The sequence below is a fragment of the Vibrio clamense genome (genome assembly GCF_050337905.1).
GTDB classification, from domain to species: domain Bacteria; phylum Pseudomonadota; class Gammaproteobacteria; order Enterobacterales; family Vibrionaceae; genus Vibrio; species Vibrio cortegadensis.
Genome location: NZ_JAKJTJ010000025.1, coordinates 35,078 through 58,713 on the forward strand (window position 1 = coordinate 35,078; position 23,636 = coordinate 58,713).

Consider the following 23,636-nt stretch of genomic DNA (forward strand, 5'->3'; position numbering starts at 1 on the left):
TTCCAATATTGGTGAATGCAGTATTTTTTTTATCTGTCTCTCCTTCATCACTACTTTATTAAGTTCTATAAATTCAAGTGGTTACTATTCAAATCCTGCATAATTAATATCCCTTTCATTTTTTTTATTTATACAAACTTGTAATAATATGTTTCACAGCTATTAGTTGTATATCCACTAAAGAAGTTAATTATAAATTGGTTTAAACCAAAACATAGTGGTCAACGTCGACGTTAGCTAACAAGGAGGTGCCTATGAATGGGTCACCAAAAAACGCTGCTCCATCGCGTTCATTATCGATAAAAGTTAAATTATTACTTATCACGATGACGCTATTCTCTGGTATCGCGAGTTATGCCATCTATGAGTTCTATAGTTTGCAAAAGCTTGAGCTCGTTCACCATGCCGCAGAGCTAAACCTTTCCAGTAAAGCTGAACTTTTAACGCTTAGACGCCATGAGAAAGACTTTTTGATGCGTAAGGATGAAAAGTACTTATCTAAGTTCGACAATACTTATATTGATTTAGAGAGCCATATCGCATCCCTCCAGCCTTTGCTGATGTCGATAGATTCTAAACCCCATCATGAGATTGATGAGCTACTCGGCTCGCTGAAGAGTTATAAAAACCAATTTGATAATTTAAGCCAGCATGCACTGTTGATAAATTCTGAAAGCGAACACAGTTACCGTGCAAAGCTCGGCCAATCTCGGGAGTTATTGCACCAACAACTAGAGCAAGAGCGCAATGTTTCTCTCACGCTTCAGTTTATTGAACTTATTGAGCAAGAGTACACATTTGTTAGCTCTCCAAGCGCAGAGAGTCGGGAAACATTCATTGAAGCATTGAACGAGTTGAGTGTGTTATTTGCTGAATTTGATATTGCTAATGATAACCTCACGATTTACCAACGCCATTTTGAAACCTTGGCCGATGCGATGGTCGTTTTCGGCCTCTCTCCAAATTCAGGAATGCGCGGCAAACTACGTGCGAATGTCCATCAAACAGAGCAAGCACTTTCAGGTATGCTCACTCAAATTAATAACAGCGTCGATGTACTCTCTACGGAAATAAAACGTGATATGGCGTTAATGGGAGGCGCTATTGTTTTGATTGTATCGAGCATGATTATCATTGTGTCGAATATGATCACAAGGCGAATCAATGATATCAATACACTGATGAGCGACATTGCTCATGGTAGTGGTGACTTAACCGTTCGAATGAATGCTAAAGGCAGTGATGAGTTGGCGCAGCTATCGAATTCGTTCGACCTATTCATTTCTAAATTGCAGATGAATATTACCGATATCGCTCAAGTGATGAATGTCCTGACTGAATGTTCAGAGACATCACAGCAAGCCGCCACTCAAAGTCTTGATAATGTGAGTAAACAGAAAGCGGAGTCTGAGTCCGTTGCGACGGCGGTTAATGAATTGGTTATGACAAGCAACGAGATAACAGCAAACATCGAAAGCGCGGCTCATACTGCACACAATGTTAAACTGGAAGCGGAAGAAAGCATGCGACTAACCAATATTGCGGGCGCAAGCACTCAAGAGCTCACTCGGAATATTGAACAATCTCAGATATTGATTAAAACATTAGAGTCGCAAAGCCGTGATATTTACTCGGTAATAACCACCATACAAGGCATTGCCGAGCAGACTAACCTACTCGCATTGAATGCTGCCATTGAAGCGGCTCGAGCGGGAGAGAATGGACGCGGTTTCGCGGTGGTCGCGGATGAAGTTCGCCAACTGTCTCATATGACCAATGATTCAACTAAGCAAATCGAGTCCACTATCTCAGGCTTAAAAGATGGTGTTGAGCAAACGGTGAGTTTGATGCAAACCAGTTTAGGTCAAGCACATGAAACGAATGAACAAACGAAATATGCAGCGAGTTCTATCACAAAGATCGTCGATCAAATTAGTGAGATGTTTGATATGAATTCACAGATTGCGACTGCTTCAGAAGAGCAATCGATGGTGTCAGCAGAAATTGACCGTAACATAACGCAAATTGCGGAACTGGCAGGCGATACATCAAATCTTGTAATTAAATCAGTGCATTGCAGTGAACATGTCACAGAGGTAAGCGAAAAATTAGAACGCGTAGTCGGTCAATTTAAATATTGATACCAAGATAGTGCGATTAACAAATGAGGAATGAGAGAGGAAGATTCGCTTAAAACAAATGTGTAGGTGACAGATACAAAAACGCTCCGACTTGCGGAGCGTTTTTCGTTTTAATTTCGCTTTTAGTTTCTGGTGCGCCGAAATGCAAGAGCGAAAGTGGCTAACCAGTAACTCTGCGATCTTAAACTAAATTATGATTCGCGAGATTTTAAGAACTCGGCGTACGTACCACGGAAATCATTGATTTTTCCATCTCTGATTTCAAGGATACGAGTTGCTAGTGAATCAACGAACTGACGGTCGTGAGAAACGAAGAACAGTGTGCCCTTGTAGTTCTCAAGTGCTAAGTTCAATGCTTCGATTGATTCCATATCCATGTGGTTGGTTGGTTCATCCATAAGAAGCATGTTTGGTTTATGCATCATGATCTTGCCAAGCAACATACGACCTTGTTCACCACCAGAGATCACTTTTACTGATTTCTTAATATCGTCTTGACCGAAAAGCATACGACCTAGGAAACTACGAACAACTTGCTCGTCTTCGCCTTCTTGACGCCATTGGCTCATCCAATCAAATAGATTTAGATCTTGCTCAAAATCATGTGCGTGATCTTGCGCGTAGTAACCGATGTTTGCATTCTCAGACCATTTGTAAGAACCGTTACGAGGTTCTAGAACACCAGCAAGCGTGTTCAACAGCGTTGTTTTACCTACGCCATTCTCACCGATGATAGCAACACGCTCACCAACTTCAAAAATTGCATCGAACTTCTCGTATAGATCCTCTTCAAAGCCTTGGTTAATGCCTTCAAGAATAAGTGCATTACGGAATAGCTCTTTAGATTGCTCAAAACGGATAAATGGGTTCTGACGGCTTGATGCTTTAACTTCATCAAGTTGGATCTTATCAATTTGCTTAGCACGAGATGTTGCTTGTTTCGCTTTTGATGCGTTTGCAGAGAAACGAGATACGAACGTTTGAAGTTCTGCGATCTGTGCTTTCTTCTTCGCGTTATCAGATAGTAGACGCTCACGAGCTTGGGTTGCTGCAAACATGTACTCATCGTAGTTACCAGGGTAAAGACGAAGCTCACCGTAATCTAGATCCGCCATGTGCGTACAAACACTGTTTAGGAAGTGACGGTCATGCGAAATGATGATCATTGTACAGTTACGTTGGTTTAGCGTGTCTTCCAACCAGCGAATAGTATCCATATCCAAGTTGTTGGTTGGTTCATCAAGAAGCATGATGTGCGGGTCTGCGAACAGTACTTGAGCCAATAGAACACGAAGTTTCCAACCAGGAGCAACTTCGCTCATTAGGCCGTAATGCTGTTCTAGAGGAATACCTACAGCAAGAAGAAGTTCACCGGCTTTAGATTCAGCCATGTAACCATCCATTTCTGCGAATTCAACTTCTAGATCCGCCACTTTCATGCCGTCTTCTTCAGTCATTTCTGCCAAAGAGTAAATACGGTCACGCTCTTGTTTTACTGCCCAAAGTTCTTTGTGGCCCATGATTACCGTGTCTAGAACGGTGAATTCTTCATAAGAAAATTGGTCTTGGTTCAGTTTTGCTACACGCTCATTTGGATCAACACTTACGTTACCGCCAGAAGGCTCTAGCTCACCGCTAAGGATCTTCATAAACGTCGATTTACCACAGCCGTTAGCACCGATGAGACCGTAGCGGTTTCCTTCACCGAATTTAACTGAGATGTTTTCAAAAAGAGGCTTAGCGCCGAATTGTTGGGTAATGTTTGCGGTAGATATCAATGTATTCTTCCAATTGTCGTATAGTTATCAAACGTTAAAAAAGCCATCAAATAGACAGCTCTAGCGTTAAAAGCGGGGCGAGTATAGCAGCTTTCGTGAAGTACATCACTCTTAAGGGAAGGGAATATGGTGAATAATTGATGATTATTTCATCAAAAGAGCTTGGGTGTATATCGGGCATACTCTCTCTGTTCGAATAAACCACTGACGTCGCTAAATGTCAGCCTGACACTCGGCGGACTATCGACCGGCCGAGTATAGGGATGAGTGAAAAAAACAGCCCTGTGTTTACTTGCTAGTAATGAGCAGGTTGGTATCAGATTTCTTGGGTAAATAAACACTAAAACGGCTTCCTTTGCCGAAGGTCGACGTTGCTCGAATCTCTCCACCAGTCTGGCTAAGAATACTTTGAGATACTGAGAGCCCTAACCCGGTGCCATCACGTTTAGTGGTGAAAAAGGGATCAAAAATACGTTTCAGGTTTTCAGGCTTGATTCCGCACCCCTGATCTTCAACATGAATTATCGCCCCTATACTCTCATCTCCTTTGATCCAATCCTCACTGATGACGGTCAACTGCCCTTCACCATCCATTGAGTGGATAGCATTCATCTGTAAATTGACTAGTATTTGCAACAGCTGGTTTCGATTTACTTCGACGGATGTTTTGGCATGTAAATCCGTTTTATAGGTAATGTTTCGTTTCTTAGCTCCCGTTTTTACCAACGTAATACTTTCATCGAGAATAGGGTTCACATGTTGCCAAGTGATCTCATCTTGAACACCACCATGACGGCTATATTGCAAAAGGCTGCGAGTAATATTTCTGATGCGATCTATTTGATCCATGATGGCGGTAATCTCTTCCTCTACGCGCTCTGCATCTTCATCTAACTCAAACTTCATCAACTCCACATTTCCAAGTATTACTGCGGTTGGGTTGTTGATTTCATGGGCAATACCGGCCGTTAACTCACCAAGCGCGGCCAGTTTTTCATTCACAACCAATTTATCACGTGTCTGATTGAGCAGTTGTATATGATGCTCAAGCTGTTGTGTTTTTTCGTGCAAACTTGCGGTTCTGACCTGTACCTTACACTCTAGCTCTGCTGCAGCTTGTTCGATTTGAGCATTTCTCTGCCTGAGTAGATCGAGCATGGTATCGAATTGTTTTGCGAGTTGCGTCAGTTCATGTTGGTCATCTAACCCGATCTTACCAATGCGGGTGTTCTTGCCCATTTGAACTTCTTTTACCACTTTATGGATCTGTTCGATTGGGTTAAAGAGGTCTCTAGAGCCTCGATACACCATGAAACCTGAAATAAGCAGTAGGCTAAGAATGGTAAAGGTTATTTCACCTAAGTTAGTTAGGTAGGTTTTCAATAGTGGCCAGATTAAATACCCGGTATAGAGCATCCCTACGACATTATTTTGTTGATCTCTAAGTGGTCGGTAAGCAGTGATATACCAAGCGTCATACACATACGCTCGATCAATCCACTCTTTGCCATCATTCAATACCTTCTGATGAACAGAGTGAGAAACGCGAGTTCCGATCGCACGCCCTTCTCTAATGTCGCTATTAAGTGGAACATTCGTCGAGACACGTAGGTCGTTAAGAAAAATGGTCACGGTTCCAACAGGACGACTAGACGTTCTTTTCTTATTTATGCTTCCACCGAGTGGCTCATTTTTTTCTGCCAGCAGATGGTCTGTATTATTGTTATTACTTGAATCACTCTCAGTCATCAGCTTGTTGCTTGTTGCTGCAGTTGCTTGATGACTTTGCGCCGAATACGCTTTGTGTGCTGGTGGGTAGATAAGATCCCGAATCTGATCGACAAGTTTCGTGCTGTTATTTAACAACAGGCCACCATCAAGAAAGCCTATGATCTCTTTCTCTTGATTCCGGACAGGGACAATTGTCCTACTCACTAGCCCTTGCGTTTCTACCTGAGCTGTACTCAAAATTGGGACTTGAGCTCTATTTGCTAGATCGGGATCTAAATGCTCAAGTTGTCGTTTATCAAGTAAATCGAAAAAAGCAGTTTCGTTTTGAGCGCCCGTTAACTGCCACGGATGCACGACAACATCGTTTGGGTGCCAATGAAGAAAATCTAAGTTATAGCGTACTTTTTGTTTAGTCACCCATTGCGAGATCTCGGTATTTGTTGCTTGCTTATTGACTAATACTCTAAAGTCATAAGAATTTGAGAGCGCATTAACATGATTAGCCTGCTTTTGTTGGAGCAGACTAATGCTGTTATCAGCCACATCTAGGCGCTCGGAGATATTTACCAACGCTTGCTGCCACGTGTAATGGATCGACCAATAGATGGTAATTCCAACCAGTGCAAATAGAGTCAGAAATATAGGCGCTGAAGTTAAAAATAGTAACCTATATCGCACCATCGTCTTAAAGCGAAAGCGCCATTTAGAGATAAAACCTGTCTCAGCCAACATATTCAGAGCCATCGGTGTCCCACTCTTTAAATTTACGTTCTAGTGTTTTTCTCGCGACGCCTAGCTCTCTTGCCGCAGCTGATTTATTGCCATCGTGATAGTCGACAAGCTGTTGTATATGAGACTTTTCGACATCTTTTAGCGTCCATGAATTTGGGTAACCGATAATATTGTCGGGTTTTCCTTCTGGAATGGATGGTACTTCCATACTGTGTGACACCGTCACTGAAACGTGAGTTGGCGTAGATGTGCCGTTAAGCTCACGCCAGTAGTGAGCAGGCGGTTTCCCTAACAATATGCAGCGTTCCATCAGGTTCTTTAATTCACGTATATTCCCTGGCCATTCGTACTCATCCATTGCGAGTATATCTTCGTGCGCCCATTTAGGCTCTGGCATCGCCAATTCAGCCGCTAACATGCGCGTGAAATACGGTACTAAGTCCATCAGGTCGATACGACGTTCGCGCAAGGGTGAAACTTCGATTTTGAGCACGTTCAGTCGGTAATAGAGATCTCGACGAAAATTGCCTTTATCAACCTCTTCAAGCAAGTTGCGATTCGTGGCCGCAACAACTCGAACATCAATACTCACCTCTTTTTCTGAGCCAACAGGACGAATGGTTCGCTGCTCTAATACACGTAACAGTGCTGATTGCATTGGAAGTGGCATTTCACCAATTTCGTCTAAAAATAGTGTACCGCCACTTGCGACTCTAAATAGCCCTTCTCTATTTTTTTTAGCTCCCGTAAATGCTCCGGATGTGTGCCCGAACAATTCACTTTCAAGCAACTCTGGTGCAATCGCACCGCAGTTGATGGGGACAAAAGGCCCAGTGCGTTGGCTCGCTTCATGCACACCACGGGCGACTAACTCTTTTCCCGTTCCCGACTCTCCCTCAATCAGAACGGAGGCTCTTGACGGTGCGAATTGAGTGATTAATTGGCGGAGCTGTTTCGTTTTATCTGAGCCACCAATAATTTCTGTTGTCACGTAGCGGTTAAAGTCATGCTGTAGCGCGTATTGCATTCTTTCGCTCAAACGCTTATCCATGCATCGCTGCACTGCTTGTAGCATCTGTTCTAAATTAAATGGCTTGAGAATAAAATCCGATGCGCCCAGTTTTAAGGCTGAAATTGCGGTTTCTAAATCGGCGTAACCCGTCATAAAAATCACATCAGCGCGTTTTTCTGAATCATTAAACGCCTCTTCCCACTCAATGCCTGAACGACCAGGAAGGTTGATATCCAAAATAATAAGATCGTAATGACTACTCATTCTCAGAGATTCTGCGTCATCAATACATCCCGCGGTATCCACTTTGGCAAACCATTTCCCTAAGGCTTTTTTTAAGATGGTTTGCATCCCCACTTCATCATCGACAACTAAAACAGAGAATGCTTGGTACTGAGATGTATTTTTGTAATCGGTCAGTTTGGACATAGAAAGCCTTAAATATGAATCTGTTAATCATTGGGGAGAGAACCGAATAAGTATATTGACGGTTGATTTCGAGATTATTGAATCTTATGGGACAGAGTGTACCAATACTTCTTATATTCAACCTAACTAATGTGAGACATTTTGTCTGTTTTCTTAAATTATCTCTATAAATCGAGTTTAAAAACAGCATCTTGGTATACTTTACGCAATCAAATAACTTGGCATTAGGTTTGCAATAAGCTCGTGGCTTATCAGATTCGAAATTTAATTTCGGTTATCTTCATACATGAGCATATGCAGATAATCACTCTGCGTTAAATTTAATAACTACATAATGGATTACATAATGAAAGCGATTACAGTTACTTTTGCCGCTCTTTCTCTCGTCAGTTACTCCGCAATGAGTGCCGATGATGCAACTCACGTACGTTTGGCGACAACAACCAGCACTTATCACTCTGGTCTGTTGGATTATTTATTGCCTGAATTCGAGAAAGATTCTGGTTTAAAAGTAGATGTGTTAGCGGCAGGTACTGGTAAATCCCTTCGCATGGGCCAAAATGGTGATGTTGATTTAGTGATGACCCACGCACCAAAAGCGGAAGCGAACTTTGTTGAGAAAGGTTACGGTGTTCTGCCACGTAAATTAATGTATAACGACTTTGTTATCGTTGGCCCACAATCAGATCCAGCGAAAATAGCATCTGAAAAAGATGTGACCGAAGTGTTCAAAAAGATCGCCTCAAATGACGTGACTTTTGTGTCTCGTGGCGACGATTCAGGCACTCATAAAAAAGAGATGGGCATTTGGGCGCAAACGAAAATGGAACCGAACTTCGGGGGTTACCGCTCTGTTGGACAAGGTATGGGCCCAACATTGAATATGGCGTCAGAAATGCAAGGTTACACCATGACTGACCGTGGTACGTGGTTGGCTTATAAAAACAAAATTCAGCTTTCTGTTCTTTTCCAAGGCGATAAGAAACTGTTTAACCCGTATCAAGTGATTTTAGTCAACCCTGAACGTTACCCTAGCATCAACTACCAAGGCGCGAAGGCATTCAGTGATTGGTTAGTTAACCCACGAGCTCAGCAGCTGATTAATGATTTTAAATTAAACGGTAAACAACTGTTTGTAGCAAACGCACAAGAAAAATAGGTCTTAACGATTTGTTCTCAAGAAAATAGGTCTTAACGGAAACCAATATGAGCCTTTGGCAAACTACGTTAGAAGCATTACATCTGCTGGTGAGTTTAGATACCAATTTATGGGAGATCGTTGCGGTCTCTTCCAGTGTCTCACTTTCCGCTATTTCTCTGGTTCTGTTGCCAGCAATTATGTTGTCTTTCATTCTTGCTTACACTGACTTTACTGGGAAATGGCTGCTGCTGTCTGTCATTAATACACTTCAAGCCGTTCCTACGGTTGTGATTGGTTTGTTGCTGTATATGCTTCTCTCACGGGCGGGACCATTAGGTGATTGGCAAATGCTTTTCACCCAAAAAGCGATGATCTTGGGCCAAATGCTCATCTGTTTTCCTATTCTAGTCTCTATGATGCATGGCGCGTTACAATCGAGTGATCGTCGTGCAGTAGAAACAGCCATTACCTTGGGTGTTTCAGTCCCAAGAGTGGCGGCGACCTTAATATGGGAAACCCGTTTTCCACTCTTTGCTGCGACCATAGCAGCATTCTCTCGTATCGTTACCGAAGTTGGCTGTTCAATGATGGTCGGTGGTAATATCATGGGTATGACTCGAAATATTCCAACCGCTATTGCAATGGAAAGCCATAAAGGTGCATTTGCTCAAGGTGTTGCACTCGGTATTGTTTTACTGACACTGGCTCTTATTCTCAATTTTTTCCTTTCTAGTATGAGAGGAAAAGGTTATTTACGGACTTAGGTGCGCGGAATGACGATAAAAATAACCGCTACACAGCTTTCGATGCGTTTTAAAGATCGTGTTTTATTCCACATTCCTGAGCTATCGATTGGCCCAAATGACGCTATCTACTTGAAAGGCGACAATGGCGTAGGAAAAACGACCTTACTTAAAATTTTGTCAGGTTTAGTTAAACCAACAACGGGGAAAGTCGATTGCCCTAACCGCTCTCTGTTTTCGACGATGTTTAGAAAAACCGGCAGGAAAGATGTCATTTATCTGCATCAATCACCCTATCTATTTGATGGTTCAGTGTATCAAAACGTTGTTTATGCCATTCGTTTTCAAAAAGAAGCGACAAAAGACAAACGAGCACAGGTTATTAATGCCCTAAGAATGGTAGGATTAGAGACCCTTGCAGACGAGCACGTTTCAGTCTTATCTGGGGGCGAAAAACAACGTGTCGCAATGGCAAGAGCTTGGATCATAAAACCATCAATACTTCTGATGGATGAACCAAGTGCCTCCTTAGACCAAGAGTCCATTGAGAGATTGGTTGTCATGGCAAAAGATCTGTTACAGAGAGGATCAAGTTTGGTCATTACCAGTCATCAAACCAATGCGCTAACTGATTTATGCAAAAAACAGTGGTGGATTAAAGAGACAACCATGGTTGAATCACCGTTGTTACACGTTATTTCTAAAGAACAAGCACAAGAGAATTCATATGTTGCAACCAACGGAAACTAGTTGGGTCATTTTAGCCGGTGGGCAAGCAAGTCGCATGGGCGGTAAAGATAAAGGATTAGTGGAGCTCAATGGTAAGCCACTAATTCAGTACGTTTTCGATAAACTCTCCACACAAACCGATAGCATTATTATTAATGCTAATCGTAATGTAGAGCAGTACAGCACCCTTGCTCCGGTTGTCTCTGACTCTTTCCCTGATTATCCCGGGCCTCTAGGTGGGATTCATGCTGGTCTTTTGCATGCGGGTACTGATTGGGTTGGTTTCGTTCCTTGTGATAGCCCACAAATTAACAGTGACTTAGTCGCTCGTTTTTGTGCTGAAGTTCAAGTGGATTCGGACATTTTAGTCGCACACGATGGTGACTATAAACAACCTGTTTTTACCCTTTTTCATAAGCGCGTTTTGCCTAAGCTTGAAGCTTTTTTACAACGTGGCGACCGTAAAATCATCTTGTTGTATAAAGAGTGTCAAACCAGTTATGTCGATTTTAGTGATTCGCCTACCTGCTTTGTTAATTTAAACACTCCTGAAGAACTTAAGCAATTTGGAACTATTCAATAATGACGACTTCAAATATAAAAGTACCTACACTCCCATTGCTTGGTTTTGCTGCCTACAGCGGTACTGGGAAAACGACCCTTTTAGAGATGCTGTTGCCGAAACTGACCGATGCAGGGCTAAAAATTGGCGTACTTAAACATGCTCACCACAACTTTGATGTCGACAAGCCTGGAAAAGATAGCCACCGCTTGAGAAAAGCAGGGGCATCACAGATGTTAATTGCCTCACGCAACCGCCATGCTTTAATGACTGAGACTCCTGAAGCTGAGGCCGATTTCGAATACCTGTTGACCCGATTTGATACTGATAAACTTGATTTGATTTTAGTTGAAGGCTGTAAGAATATCGCATTCCCTAAGATTGAATTACATCGGGAAGAAGTGGGTAAACCGTGGCTATACACTAATGACAGTAATATCATCGCGATTGCAGCGGATAGCCGTGTTGAAACTGAACTGCCACAAATGTCGATTAATGACCTTGATGCTATTGCCGATTTCGTCATCCAATATGCTGCTAAGTTAAATGGCCAATCGACTTCTCTAGACTGTAAATCAGCACTTGATTGCAAATCAACATCCAAAAAGAGAGAGATGTCATGCTGTGATACTCTGGCACCAGCAGCGCTTTCCGTTAGTCAAGGACAAGAGAAAATCCTCTCTCTTATTTCTCAGCAAACCCTCACAACATCGTCTCCGTTAATGGCGTCTTCTGGTTGTGTATTAAATGAAGATATTGTCTCTCCGATAAATGTCCCTCAATACACAAACTCTGCAATGGATGGTTATGCGATTCGCGGGGATGATCTAGAACGCGATTCCTACAAAATCGTAGCTGAAGTTCTTGCGGGTTACGCTTATGACAAAGAACTCCAACTTGGTGAATCTGTTAAAATCATGACTGGAGCCCCCGTCCCTACTGGTGCAGATACTGTTGTCATGCGTGAGCAAGCGATTGAAGAAAGTGACACTGTAAGTTTTCCTGATGCGCTGATTAAGCAAGGACAAAATGTTCGTCAAGCAGGTGAAGACATTTCTATTGGTCAAACTGTATTTGCTAAAGGTACACGCGTTGAATCTCCGGAAATGGGGATGATGGCATCACTTGGCTTTGGTGAATGCCCTGTACTGCGCAAAGTTAAAGTGGCAGTTTTCTCTACTGGTGATGAAGTTCAAGCCCCAGGAACAGAACAACGCGCGAACTCTATTTACGACTCTAACCGCTTTACTATCATGGGTATGCTGCAAAAATTAGGTTGTGAAGTGCTTGATTTAGGCATCATTGAAGATGATGAAAATCGCATGATGGAAGTACTGAAAAATGCAGCGCAACAAGCGGATTTAGTGATTACGTCTGGTGGTGTATCTGTTGGTGATGCGGATTACATTAAGCTCGCTCTTGAAAAGTTAGGGCAAATTGATTTTTGGCGTATTAACATGCGTCCGGGACGCCCACTTGCCTTCGGACAAATTGATGAGAAGCCTTTCTTTGGTTTGCCGGGGAACCCTGTGGCGGTAATGGTATCGTTCATTAATTTTGTTGAGCCTGCGATTCGTAAAATGCAGGGGGAGTCCAATTGGACGCCATTGAAAGTTGCAGCGATTGCGAGTGAACAACTTCGTTCTCGTCAAGGAAGAACTGAGTTCAGCCGTGGTGTTTATACGATGAATGAACATGGTGAATTAGAAGTAAAAACCACAGGCAAACAAGGCTCTGGGATCCTTCGTTCAATGAGTGAGGCGAACTGTTTGATTGAGATTAGCCCAGCGATTGATACAGTAAAAGAGGGAGAAAGCGTGACAATCATCCCACTTCAAGGCAGAATCTAGCCAATATCATTCAAAGAACTTGTTTAAAGATGCTGTTTAGCATTTTTGTTTAAATATTTAGAGAGAATATTCAATGGCTCGTACCATTATCTACACTTATAAAGATGAAGAAAAAACACTGACATTTTCATACGAACATCACCGCAATATCCATGAAGCGGTAGCAGAAGAAGAAGGCATCGATTTAACTGAGTTTCTAAAAATGGAACAGCAAATCGAAGCTATCTCTGATACTAAATCAGTACGAAACTATCGTGATAATCACTTCAGAAAACTTGGTTTTGGTAAAATCACCATGAAGCCAAAAGTAAACCGTGGTGTTGGCGAGAAAGAAGAATAATTTAACAGGTTATTTTGCAAAAACACAAAGGGCCGATTGCTTTACTCTTTACTAGGAAGAGAAATGCCATCAGCCCTTTTTTATTGTGCAGTTTTGTATTGCCTAACCTAACCTAGCCAGTCCCGTCTTACTTCGGTATCTAACGAATTTGATTACTTAATGTTAAGGAAAGCAGCGCCACGAACACCGCCTGAATCACCGTGTTTTGCTTTGATGATCTTCGGACATTTTGCAACAGATAACAGATGCTTTGGAATACGCTTTGGCATCTCTTCATAGATAAGATCGAAGTTAGATAAACCACCGCCAAGCGCGACAACATGTGGGTCACAAGCCGTGAATAGGTTACCAAAACAGATAGCCAGAAGTTCCATAAAACGCTCTACGTGCTCTACTGCGTTCGCTTCACCTTCCGCATGAGCGGTAATGATATCGATCGCTTTCTTCTTCTCACCGTAGTAGTGCTCATAGATAAGCTCAAACCCACGACCAGATAGGTAGCTATCCATACAGCCTTTCTTTTCACAACCACAGCCAAGTAGAGGTGCATTATCACCTAGATGGAACCATGCATCGATAGGAAGACGCATATGCCCTACTTCACCAGCAACGTGGTTACGGCCAGAAAAAACCTTGCCATCATAAATTAAGCCGCCACCAAAACCGGTGCCAAGAATCAGCCCCATCACTGACGGTTCATCTTTTAAATCTTCATCCCATGCTTCTGAAAGAGCAAAACAGTTGGCATCATTTTCAATTTTTACACTACGGCCAATTTTCGCTTCTAGATCTGCACGTAACTGTTTGCCTTTCGCTGCAGGAACATTAACGGTTAATACCGCGTTAGTATCCGCATCTTCCATGCCCGGTAAACCGAGGCCTATCTTACCTTCAACGCCAAGCTCCGCGTCATACTTAGCCACAAGCCCTGCAATGGTGTCGATCAACTTTTGGTAATCGTCGCCCGGTGTAGGCACTCGCTCTGTCGCTACTCGTTCAAGTTTCTCGTTAAAAGCACCAAATTCAATTTTAGTGCCGCCAACATCGAAGCCGTAATACATGAAATCTCTCCTAAAACCGCTCCAAATCCAGAGCGTAAATAATCAACTATTGGCATTATCCATATCCTCCACCCTACAAACCGTGACCTAGTACGAATTTATCTCTTCACTAGAATCAGTTGAACAACATGTCTGCACATAGTGGTTAAAGATTAGAGGCATCTCTCGATTTTTTAAACTCAATAAATGTTCTTAGGGATGGTTTTGTTAAGTCAGGGCGATAACGAGTCTTACTTAACATGTAACTTTCTCTGAATGCTTCAAACCATAGCTCAAGAGTTTGTGCGGCCATCGGTTCTTGTGCCTGCTTTAAGACTAAACTTGCAACCTCAGCGGTAGACAAGTGTTGTTCATTCTCCGATTTTCGCATCATGTACTGAGAGACAGATTCTGGGTTAATGGAAAGCACGGGTAAATGAGCCAAGTAATCAGATCTGCGGAATATTTTTCTCGCTTCACGCCAACTGCCATCAATGAAAATCAGTAACCACTTCTTCTCACCTTTCAATGGCGTGTCTAAACTTTCTAATACACGTGTTTTGTCATCAGCATAATCACTTGGGAAAACAATCACGGGCTGGTATTCATCACTATTAAGCAGTAAGAGCATCTCATCATCAGGTTCAGTACGATTCCACTGATAGACAAACCCTTCTTTAACGACGTCCAGTATTAAGCGGCCTGTATTACTTGGTTTCATCACTTCGTTGTCTGAAACAATCAACATCACTGCAAGGTTGGTGTCAAGATCGGGTTGATGTTCACACATGCAGTGATCAACCATGATTTGACAGAACTTACAACGTACAACTTTTGAGCCACGAGCGTTGAAAGGTTTGGTTGAAAGGGACATTCGATGTTCAAATAAGCGGTGAAAAGCGTGGATTCGCATTGATATAAGCTACTACTATAGAAAATTGGCTCGATTGTACTTACAGTAGTGACAGATTCATAGAGGAAGTGATGTCATGCAAGACCCATCAATAGTTCGTTTTAGCTTTTTTATCGTCATTTTTTGTTTATGTGCAATTTGGGAATGGCGATCTCCACGTAAACAATTAACGCAAAGTAAAGGCTTTCGTTGGTTAAATAATGCGGGCTTAATTGTTCTAAACAGTGTCACGCTCAGTTTATTCATGCCGGTATTAGCTTTTCAGGTTGCCATTGTCGCTCATGACCACGGTTGGGGCTTTTTCAATCTTCTCGAACAGAATGCCATCGCGATACCCCTATGGCTAGAAATCATATTCAGTATCATCTTGCTGGATATGATCATCTATTTTCAACACATGATATTTCACCGTGTTGGATTCTTATGGCGGTTACACCGAGTTCATCATGCTGATCAGGATATAGATGTCACAACAGGGGCTCGTTTTCACCCTATCGAGATCGTGCTATCTATGTGGATCAAAATGATATGTGTAATGGCCCTTGGAATTTCACCGCTGGCTGTTGTCGCATTTGAGATTATTTTGAATGGAAGTGCGATGTTCAATCACAGTAACGCTAAACTCCCACTCAAGGTTGATGCATTTTTGCGACGCCTAATCGTTACTCCTGATATGCATCGAGTCCATCACTCTGTGGTCGTCAAAGAGACCCATTCTAATTTTGGCTTCTTCCTTTCGATATGGGACAGAAGCTTTGGTACTTATATTTCTCAGCCGCAACTTGGCCATGATAAGGTGATTATTGGGTTACCTATCTTTAATACGCCAGATGAACAAAGGTTGGATAATATGCTTACTCAGCCGTTTAGAAATAATTAAGGCAATATCCATATATCAGTGTGAGTTTGTTTATGCTTGAACTGCACACTGATACTTATGTAACATCGTTTGCTGTTGGGCTGCAATATCAGCCACTTGCTCAGAACTCTCAACCATAGACTCTAGCCTAACCTTAGTCTGTTCCCCTTGCTCACTAATTTGATTGATAGAACGACTGACATCGGCGGTTGCTCGTTCTTGCTCTTCTGTGGCTACGGTGATCTGTTCGACTCTTTGGCTGATGTGGTTCACTGATTGTTGAATATCCCCAAAAGTGGTTTTAACTTCATCGCTGGATATCAACGCCTCTACCATCTCTACTCTAGAGTCTGATATTGCACTACGCGACACTTGGGCCGCATTCACAAGATCATTCATCATCACTCGAATGTTTGACGTCTGTTTCGAGGTTCCACTAGCCAAAGCCCTGACTTCATCCGCAACCACTGCAAAACCACGCCCTTGCTCTCCTGCTCTTGCCGCTTCAATGGCTGCGTTCAGTGCAAGTAGATTGGTGCTTTCGGCAATACCACTAATCAAGTCGACCATTGCTTGAATTTTTGTGACTTTCATATCCAATTCTTGCATCGCGCGATCACTAGAATCTAAAGATTGTTCCAATGACTTTAAACGTTGCCTGTTTTTATCAACAACCTTAACTCCAGCCGTTGCTTGACCCGAAGCAGTCTGAGAATCCGAGTATGAATCATTCGTTACGGTTGCAATCTCTTGGATTGAAGCCTCAAGTTCACTCACAGTAGCTACGATACAAGTTAACGCTTCATTTTGTTTATTTAGGCTTCGATTGGAACGCTCTGCGGCATCGTGACTGATTTCAGCTGTTTGGTATAGCATTTCGCAGTTACGCGTCACCATCGAAATAGACTGATTGGTTGAATCTATAACTTGATTCAGTTTTACCGCAAGTTCTCGCATCTCGTACGGCCCAACTAGTTTGAGCTGTTGGGTCAAATTATGAGTGGTGATTTCATTTAAGCCATTTTTGAGGTTATTCAATCCTTTATCGATCCATGCCCTCAAAATGACCCATGACATTGCAACAATGGCAACGATAAATACACCGAATATAATCAACTCTTTTGAGACGGTCTGCATGGTGTTGTGAACGACTTTTTCGCTTTGGGCTATATTATCTCTTGCCATCGTTGATGTTTGATTAAGTAACCCAATGGTACTTTTGGCGATAACCGAAGCCTTTTGTAGCTCGTTATTTTGTTTCTCTATGAATTCAAGTTTGCTGAGGATCTGCTTTAGGACACCGTTAGGTTCGAACCCCTCATTCACCATCTGAAGTGGTGCAACCAAGCTGGCATATTCGACAATATCAGGGTGCCAATGTGAGAAATCATCAAAAGCAAGCTTAATTCCAGCTTGTCGATTTCGCATCTCCTTATACAACTTTAATGCGCTTTCTGTTGTTGTTTCCATCATCATTAGAAGAAACGAACTTTCCATAGACGTTGCACTTGAAATAAAACGGTTCGCTGAATCCGAAGCTTCAGGGTTTTCGCTTACGAGGAACATACTAATGCGGTTCATTTCTGGCCCAATGGAATTCAAACCGTAACGAAAAGCGGTGGCGTTCGAGGATATGAGAGCCTGCTGCGCAACTATATTTCTTTGACCTTGCATCACGGACTCGGTGATTTGATGTAGTTGCTGCAAGCTGTGTTTTAGCTCTTCAAGTTGATCGATTGATATTGTTGAGTCCGCACTTTTTGCGATGGCTACCAACGATGACAGCTTTTGATTACTGAGGCTTTTTAGCTGCTGAATTCTTTCTTGCACAGGTTTTAGTTGTGCTTCTGATTCAACTTGAGTCCCATAATTTATGAGTTTTACTTGTTCTAGAATATTTTGTGTTAGCTCTGCATTATTAAATGCAAGCGGTAGAGCTTGAGTCGAAAGATTGTTAAATTGAACCGTAATTTTCTCAAGCCCTTTATTACTGGCGATAATGAGTGCAAGAACTAGTGAGATGAGCGCAATAAAAATAAAGCTGATCGTTTGAGTAATGGATGGGTTCCGTGGAAAAAGCGATTTAAATACACCAATTAAATATTTCATATCTCTCCGTTAAAGCACTGATGCAATCATTTGCATTTATTGAGAGCAATGCTAGTAAGTGGATATGACGCCAATATTTCATTTTTAAATCATTTATGTGACGGTCTACTATGTATAAAAATCAGCTTTTATTTCCAATAATCATCAGTTTAATCATAACAGGTTGTTCGAATGCGCCGAGCCATATTATTGGAAGTCAAAATAGAGTGGTGCCATTTGAAGAACAACTGCCCGATAATCATCTTCTAATGGTTCAATTTAATAAATGGTCAGGGACGCCCTATCGGCTTGGTGGAAACAGCTTGAATGGTGTTGATTGTTCAGCTTTTGTTCAAGAGGTTTATCGTAGTGCGCTTGGTTTGGCCCTTCCAAGAACAACGGCGTTACAGAGTGAACGTGGTAGAAGTATTGAGTACCAACAGGTTAAAACGGGTGATTTAGTATTCTTTAAGACGTCGTATAAAACACGACATGTTGGCATTTATTTAGATAACAATAGATTCATGCATGCATCAACATCAAAAGGGGTGATTATTTCAAGATTGGATAACCCGTACTGGGCTTCTGCGTTTTGGCAAATAAGACGAGTTAACGAGAGTTAAATCGAAATAACTCTCGTCTATTTTGATCAGTCGTATTTCGCTACTGCTGTATCAAATAGGTTTTTAACTAATGCAATGTATTCATCTAAGAATTCGATCTGTTGATTCGTTGCTTTCTTAGTCCAAGCACCAGCAAGTACTTCTCCAAGATCTTCAACTACCGCATCAGCTTCTTTAAGCAGTTGGAAACGTACACTTGAATGCAGTTCCGGGTTTTGTTCGAAAATAGCCATGATATTGGATGAAATCATATCAGTAACTATATCTTCAATACTCTCCTCTCCCGTATCTCCTTGCTCATTAGCAAAGACTGACAAGTTAAAGGAAAGGTGCTCAATCAGCGCTAAATATCCATCGGTTTCAACAACCACTTTTCTTCTCCGTATTGGTGCTTACAACAATTTGCTAAACGGCAACCTGTTCAAGCAACATATCTACTTTATAACATAGTGTGAAAACGTATCTAAACTAATACAATATCAAATCTAATACTAAGACATGTCGTCACATTTTCACACTAATCGGTAAGTGTTATGCTGCGTTTTTGGTTGAATGTCGTTTTTATCACCAAAAACCGGCTAATAAACACGCACCAACCATCCACTAACTGGCTGTTGTTCGGTTTCTTCCGTTCTGTTTCGAGTGGTACAAGTTTTCGTCAGCTTGTTGGATCCACTCCAAATGGTCACCTAATTTTGGATTAAATTGGCACACACCCAAACTTACTGTGAACTTGACTTCCACCCCACAAGATTTTACCACCTCTGCTTCAATTCGTTTCCTCAGCCTTTCTGCAAAGTAAAGGGCTTGATCTGCCGTGGTATCGGGTAAGACCGCAGTGAACTCTTCACCACCATATCGCCCACACATATCGGTTTTACGTGCTTGTTTCAGTAAAATAGAGGCGGTTTCTCGAATAACATCATCACCCACGGTATGCCCGTAAGTGTCATTCACTCTTTTGAAGTGATCGATATCGAAAATCACCAGCGAACAAGGTGAGTTAACCACTTGAGCATGATCAAATTGCTCTTTAAGACACTCTTCCCAAAAAGAACGATTAAATAAGCCTGTTAAGCCATCAGTACGGCTGATTTTGGCTAAGTCATGGTTCGCATCTCTAAGTTCGATCTTATTCTTTGCAATATCAGAAACATCATTGATCATCAATGCAATATGAGTCACTTCTCCAGACAATGAACGCAGAGGTGTGATGACGACATCTTGATACATGTATTCAACGCCTCTCGACACTGGTGAGAAGTTTGAAAATTTGAACAAATACGGGCGATCTTCCCAACTTGAGAAAGACTTTGTCGCTAGTGCTATCGCGGCTTCAACTTTGGTGTGCATCCAACATTCAGGTAAGTCTGGACAGGCAGAAAAAAGATTCTTACCCATAATGTTTTGTGACTGAATACCACTGTATGACTGCATGAAATTATTCCACACACACACGTTATATTGGCGGTCAATCACTACAAGGCCAGAATCAAGTGTATCCATTAGCTGCATAACCCAATGAAAATCCGTCATATCGACAGTTAAATCAGACATTACATCATCTCCATTAGTTTATAAATTTCAGCAACCGACTTATTATCGAGCAAGAAAAGCACTTCACATTGGAAATCGAGTGTTTCCGCTGAGTAGGTATATTCGATAGTAAAGATCTCTTCAGAATCTGAAATGCTGGATTGCGTTTTCTGAATATGACCCAAAACGGTAGGTTGTCTGAGAGCGACTCGTTTTGCTAATTGCTCCCCCAGGGCGACTAAATAGGAAGAAACTAATAAGTTTGCAATATTTAGTACAATTTCGTTGTAGGTTGAGTGTTCAGGCGTATAACCAAGACGAATTCCGATCTCATTAACATGCGATCCTCTTAAGCAGACCAAAGCTTCGCCGTGTAATCCACCACCAACAAAACGTTGAGACACTGCGATTGAGTTATCACGACTGATCACGTCTTCCATGGTCATTTTTAATTCGCCATAGGTTAATGGACCGACGTTAGGAATGGGTAACTGAATGAATTCACTCAGATGATCGCCAAGAACCGCAGCCCCTTGACCAAGTGCTATGTTGGTTAACTCTTTAAACTTAGTTAAAGGATCGATCGTTTCTGCTTCTTGAACGGGTTTAGGCTTGTTTGCTGAGTAGAAAACAATGCCTAGTTCATCAAAAAGTGGCTTGGCTATTTCAGCGGTAAATGGTTTGGATACGAAGTCATACGCCCCAAGATTTCGACACCTTGTCTTAGCTTCTTGTTGTACATCACCAGAAATTACGACCGTTTTAGTTTGATAGTTGCTAACGGGAAGTGAAGCAAGTACATCGAACCCATCCATTACCGGCATGGTCAAATCCAAGAACAAAATGTCTATATTTTGCTCTTTTAAAACTTGCAGTGCTTCAAGGCCATCTTTGGCAAATACTATTTGTACGTTGTCTGTCTGTGTTATGCATTTGGCGATTGACCTCCGAGCGACCGAGGAATCATCACAAATAAGAATTTTCATAAGTCATTTTTAATTTTTATACTCGTAACATACATAATACTCATACCAACATGTATTTCATACTGTTAAATTCTGTGGATGACTTCATGTAGGCGACCGATATCACACTTATTCAGTTCTCTGAGCAATTACAGCCACTTGTTGTGAAAAGTATGCAGAACTTAGCAATCATTGTTAAATTAATGACCTAAGATAGAAAGTAAATAAAGCAATGACCTAGTGAGGGTGATTATGTGGCAAGCCATTTCTCAGCAATTATCAGATACTTTATTGTTTGACTTCAATTTAGTCGAAAAAACCAAAATCTCCGGAGGGGACATTAGCGAATGCTACATGATCAGCGATGGTGAGCAGCGATATTTCGTTAAGGTCAATAGTCGTGATTTTTTTGCTAAATTCGAAGCAGAAGCAGAAAATCTACGCTTACTGCGGGAAACTTCCACCATATTCGTGCCTGAACTCGTGTTGATTGGTAAATCAAAAACAAATTCATTCATTGTCTTAAACTATCTACCAACCAAAACGTTAGACGATGCTAAAAACAGTTATGCCTTTGGCGTTAAACTAGCCAAATTGCACCAATGGGGTGAACAAAAAGAGTTTGGGTTTGATCGAGATAATTTCATAGGCGCTACACACCAACCGAATAAGTGGTGTAAAAAATGGAGTCGTTTTTTTTCAGAGCAACGAATCGGCTGGCAGTTGCAACTTCTAAAAGAGAAAGGTATCGAGTTTTGCGATATTGATGCTTTTGTAGAAAGTATTCATCAACGTTTAGCCAATCATCACCCTCGCCCATCATTGATTCATGGTGATCTATGGTATGGCAACGTCTCTAATTCAGTGTCAGGCCCTATCTGCTATGATCCGGCCTCTTACTGGGGGGATTTAGAGTGTGATATTGCGATGACTGAATTGTTTGAAGGATTTCAGCCTGATTTTTATCAGGGCTACGAAAGTGTTACCCCTTTAGACATTCATTACGCTGAGAGGAAAGACATCTATAATCTCTATCATATACTGAACCACTGTAATCAGTTTGGTGGCCATTATGTTGAACAAGCTCAGCTACTTATTACAAAAATACAATCTCAACCATAATTGTCACGTTCGCAAAAGGCGAAGCGGTTTAAATTGATAATCAGAGCTTTAGTATTTATATGAAACATAATATTTACTTTAAACTCAGGTAATTGAGAGTTTACGTCAAACCCTTAAATGTAACAGTTTCTAATATATGAGACAGAGCTAATTTTGTACTTATTTAGCGCCAATAAGTAACCAAACCATCTAAAGTGTAAGGAGTAAAGAGAACCTCAGTATATAAGGTGTAAGGGAAATTTATGCGTAACTACACAGAACGAAGAGTTCAATGCCCACACTGTGGACACTCAATTGGGATCACTCTTGATGCTTCACAAGGAAGTCAAAATTTTTACGATGATTGCCCTGCTTGTTGTCATGCGATCCATTTAAATATGACGGTGGATGAGCAGCATGATCGAGTCGATTTACTGGTCGATTCCGATGATGAGCAAGTGTTCTAAGTGTTATATACGATTCAGTAAATAAACGACAAAGCGACTGGTTACCCGTTGCTTTGTCTGTATTTTTTGGCACTTTAGTTACTAAATGAAGCGACTAAGTGATTAGCTTCTAGATACAGCCCTGTCCTATTGATCAATTCTGGCAGCAAGTACTCGCTCTACCGTATCGACGATGGCTTGTGTTTGTGGATCAATTTCAATATTCACCTTTTCCCCCACTAAGCGTTGGCCAAAAAGAGTACGATTCAAGGTTTCAGGAATTAAATGTACACAAAATGTATTTTTTTCTACGTCCCCAATGGTTAACGAGCAGCCGTCAATACCAATATAACCTTTAGTAAGAACATATTTGCTCTGCTCATTCGGCAAGCTAAACCAAATGGTTCGATTATTTGGTGTATCGATTGTTTCAGTTATCTCAGCGAGGCAATGAATATGCCCTGACATACTATGACCACCAATTTCATCCCCAAACTTTGCCGCTCGCTCAATGTTCACCGCACTACCCACGCTAAGTTCGCCAAGGTTGGTTAACTTTAACGTAGCTTGCATTAAATCAAACGACACTCGTCCTCCATCAAGCTTGGTAACGGTCAAACAGCACCCGTTATGAGCAACTGAAGCGCCGATTGAAAGTTCTTCTCTCATTTCACCAGATAGCTCAATAGTGTGGGTTTGGAAGTTCTCTTTCTTATCTATTGCAACAATCGTTGCCATACCTTGAACAATACCTGTAAACATTTGCTGATTCCGACAATTTTTAATGGTGCTTATTGTGACATTTCTTTATCATTCACCACAATATATCTGTACATATTATTAGCATTTAAGGATTATCCTGAACCCCAATAATATG

General features: G+C 41.6%; 21 protein-coding genes. 11 read left to right on the forward strand and 10 right to left on the reverse strand.

Going from position 1 to position 23,636, the window contains the following annotated elements; genetic code table 11:
- Positions 1 to 254 precede the first annotated feature (254 nt).
- The gene (locus L4C39_RS13645) at positions 255 to 2,141 is read left to right on the forward strand and encodes a methyl-accepting chemotaxis protein (protein WP_429746401.1); all 1,887 of its coding nucleotides are present in this window, start codon (positions 255 to 257) and stop codon (positions 2,139 to 2,141) included.
- Between the two features lie 191 nt (positions 2,142 to 2,332).
- Here L4C39_RS13645 and L4C39_RS13650 read toward each other — a convergent pair whose 3' ends face one another.
- The 3 genes from L4C39_RS13650 to L4C39_RS13660 all read right to left on the reverse strand — a co-directional run bounded on the left by L4C39_RS13650 (position 2,333) and on the right by L4C39_RS13660 (position 7,823).
- Entirely contained in the window at positions 2,333 to 3,919 is a 1,587-nt protein-coding gene (locus L4C39_RS13650; protein ID WP_429746403.1) for an ABC-F family ATPase, read from the reverse strand.
- A 288-nt stretch (positions 3,920 to 4,207) separates the two neighbouring features.
- Positions 4,208 to 6,394, reverse strand: a complete 2,187-nt coding sequence (locus tag L4C39_RS13655) for a sensor histidine kinase (RefSeq protein WP_429746405.1) — start codon at positions 6,392 to 6,394, stop codon at positions 4,208 to 4,210.
- The gene (locus tag L4C39_RS13660) at positions 6,372 to 7,823 is read right to left on the reverse strand and encodes a sigma-54-dependent transcriptional regulator (RefSeq protein WP_017051567.1); all 1,452 of its coding nucleotides are present in this window, start codon (positions 7,821 to 7,823) and stop codon (positions 6,372 to 6,374) included. The genes L4C39_RS13655 and L4C39_RS13660 overlap by 23 nt, the downstream gene beginning before the upstream one ends.
- 346 nt (positions 7,824 to 8,169) lie before the next feature.
- Between L4C39_RS13660 and L4C39_RS13665 the strand changes: the two genes are divergently transcribed.
- The 6 genes from L4C39_RS13665 to L4C39_RS13690 all read left to right on the forward strand — a co-directional run bounded on the left by L4C39_RS13665 (position 8,170) and on the right by L4C39_RS13690 (position 13,188).
- Positions 8,170 to 8,982, forward strand: coding sequence for an ABC transporter substrate-binding protein (locus L4C39_RS13665; RefSeq protein ID WP_171756733.1), 813 nt, complete (start codon positions 8,170 to 8,172; stop codon positions 8,980 to 8,982).
- A 47-nt stretch (positions 8,983 to 9,029) separates the two neighbouring features.
- Positions 9,030 to 9,728 (forward strand): ABC transporter permease, encoded by a 699-nt coding sequence (locus L4C39_RS13670; RefSeq protein WP_017051569.1) that lies wholly within the window; start codon positions 9,030 to 9,032, stop codon positions 9,726 to 9,728.
- A gap of 9 nt (positions 9,729 to 9,737) precedes the next feature.
- Positions 9,738 to 10,457, forward strand: a complete 720-nt coding sequence (locus L4C39_RS13675) for an energy-coupling factor ABC transporter ATP-binding protein (RefSeq protein ID WP_017051570.1) — start codon at positions 9,738 to 9,740, stop codon at positions 10,455 to 10,457.
- Positions 10,435 to 11,019, forward strand: a complete 585-nt coding sequence (mobA, locus tag L4C39_RS13680) for a molybdenum cofactor guanylyltransferase MobA (RefSeq protein ID WP_171756731.1) — start codon at positions 10,435 to 10,437, stop codon at positions 11,017 to 11,019. The genes L4C39_RS13675 and mobA overlap by 23 nt, the downstream gene beginning before the upstream one ends.
- Entirely contained in the window at positions 11,019 to 12,848 is a 1,830-nt protein-coding gene (locus L4C39_RS13685) for a bifunctional molybdopterin-guanine dinucleotide biosynthesis adaptor protein MobB/molybdopterin molybdotransferase MoeA (protein ID WP_429746408.1), read from the forward strand. The genes mobA and L4C39_RS13685 overlap by 1 nt, the downstream gene beginning before the upstream one ends.
- Before the next feature lie 73 nt (positions 12,849 to 12,921).
- Entirely contained in the window at positions 12,922 to 13,188 is a 267-nt protein-coding gene (locus L4C39_RS13690; RefSeq protein ID WP_017051573.1) for a DUF2960 family protein, read from the forward strand.
- Positions 13,189 to 13,340: 152 nt separating this feature from the next.
- On the opposite strand, the gene nagK is transcribed toward L4C39_RS13690, so the two are convergent.
- Both nagK and L4C39_RS13700 read right to left on the reverse strand, forming a co-directional pair.
- Positions 13,341 to 14,249, reverse strand: coding sequence for an N-acetylglucosamine kinase (gene nagK, locus L4C39_RS13695; protein WP_113795552.1), 909 nt, complete (start codon positions 14,247 to 14,249; stop codon positions 13,341 to 13,343).
- Between the two features lie 145 nt (positions 14,250 to 14,394).
- Complete coding sequence (locus L4C39_RS13700) at positions 14,395 to 15,141, reverse strand: tRNA-uridine aminocarboxypropyltransferase (protein WP_429746411.1); 747 nt, start codon at positions 15,139 to 15,141, stop codon at positions 14,395 to 14,397.
- Positions 15,142 to 15,217: 76 nt separating this feature from the next.
- Here L4C39_RS13700 and L4C39_RS13705 point away from each other — a divergent pair, with 76 nt between their 5' ends.
- The gene (locus L4C39_RS13705) at positions 15,218 to 16,021 is read left to right on the forward strand and encodes a sterol desaturase family protein (RefSeq protein WP_017051576.1); all 804 of its coding nucleotides are present in this window, start codon (positions 15,218 to 15,220) and stop codon (positions 16,019 to 16,021) included.
- A gap of 30 nt (positions 16,022 to 16,051) precedes the next feature.
- Here the strand turns inward: L4C39_RS13705 and L4C39_RS13710 are convergent, their stop codons facing one another.
- Entirely contained in the window at positions 16,052 to 18,109 is a 2,058-nt protein-coding gene (locus L4C39_RS13710; RefSeq protein ID WP_429746413.1) for a methyl-accepting chemotaxis protein, read from the reverse strand.
- 110 nt (positions 18,110 to 18,219) lie between these two features.
- On the opposite strand from L4C39_RS13710, the gene L4C39_RS13715 reads away from it, so the two are divergent.
- A complete protein-coding gene (locus L4C39_RS13715) occupies positions 18,220 to 18,711 on the forward strand; it encodes a C40 family peptidase (protein ID WP_429746415.1) in 492 nt (163 codons plus the stop codon).
- A 26-nt stretch (positions 18,712 to 18,737) separates the two neighbouring features.
- Here the strand turns inward: L4C39_RS13715 and L4C39_RS13720 are convergent, their stop codons facing one another.
- From L4C39_RS13720 to L4C39_RS13730, 3 genes are all read right to left on the reverse strand, one after another.
- The gene (locus tag L4C39_RS13720) at positions 18,738 to 19,082 is read right to left on the reverse strand and encodes a DUF3802 family protein (RefSeq protein WP_113795559.1); all 345 of its coding nucleotides are present in this window, start codon (positions 19,080 to 19,082) and stop codon (positions 18,738 to 18,740) included.
- Between the two features lie 232 nt (positions 19,083 to 19,314).
- A complete protein-coding gene (locus tag L4C39_RS13725; protein ID WP_017051580.1) occupies positions 19,315 to 20,268 on the reverse strand; it encodes a sensor domain-containing diguanylate cyclase in 954 nt (317 codons plus the stop codon).
- The gene (locus tag L4C39_RS13730) at positions 20,268 to 21,233 is read right to left on the reverse strand and encodes a response regulator (RefSeq protein ID WP_429746418.1); all 966 of its coding nucleotides are present in this window, start codon (positions 21,231 to 21,233) and stop codon (positions 20,268 to 20,270) included. Before L4C39_RS13730 ends, L4C39_RS13725 begins: the two co-directional genes overlap by 1 nt.
- A gap of 231 nt (positions 21,234 to 21,464) precedes the next feature.
- Between L4C39_RS13730 and L4C39_RS13735 the strand changes: the two genes are divergently transcribed.
- The gene (locus L4C39_RS13735) at positions 21,465 to 22,334 is read left to right on the forward strand and encodes a fructosamine kinase family protein (RefSeq protein WP_171756727.1); all 870 of its coding nucleotides are present in this window, start codon (positions 21,465 to 21,467) and stop codon (positions 22,332 to 22,334) included.
- Positions 22,335 to 22,576: 242 nt separating this feature from the next.
- On the forward strand, positions 22,577 to 22,780 hold the full coding sequence (locus tag L4C39_RS13740; protein WP_113795565.1) for a CPXCG motif-containing cysteine-rich protein: 204 nt from the start codon (positions 22,577 to 22,579) through the stop codon (positions 22,778 to 22,780).
- 126 nt (positions 22,781 to 22,906) lie between these two features.
- Here L4C39_RS13740 and L4C39_RS13745 read toward each other — a convergent pair whose 3' ends face one another.
- Positions 22,907 to 23,521 carry a riboflavin synthase subunit alpha gene (locus L4C39_RS13745; RefSeq protein WP_429746421.1) on the reverse strand — a complete coding sequence of 205 codons (615 nt, stop codon included), beginning with the start codon at positions 23,519 to 23,521 and terminating at the stop codon, positions 22,907 to 22,909.
- Positions 23,522 to 23,636: the final 115 nt, after the last annotated feature.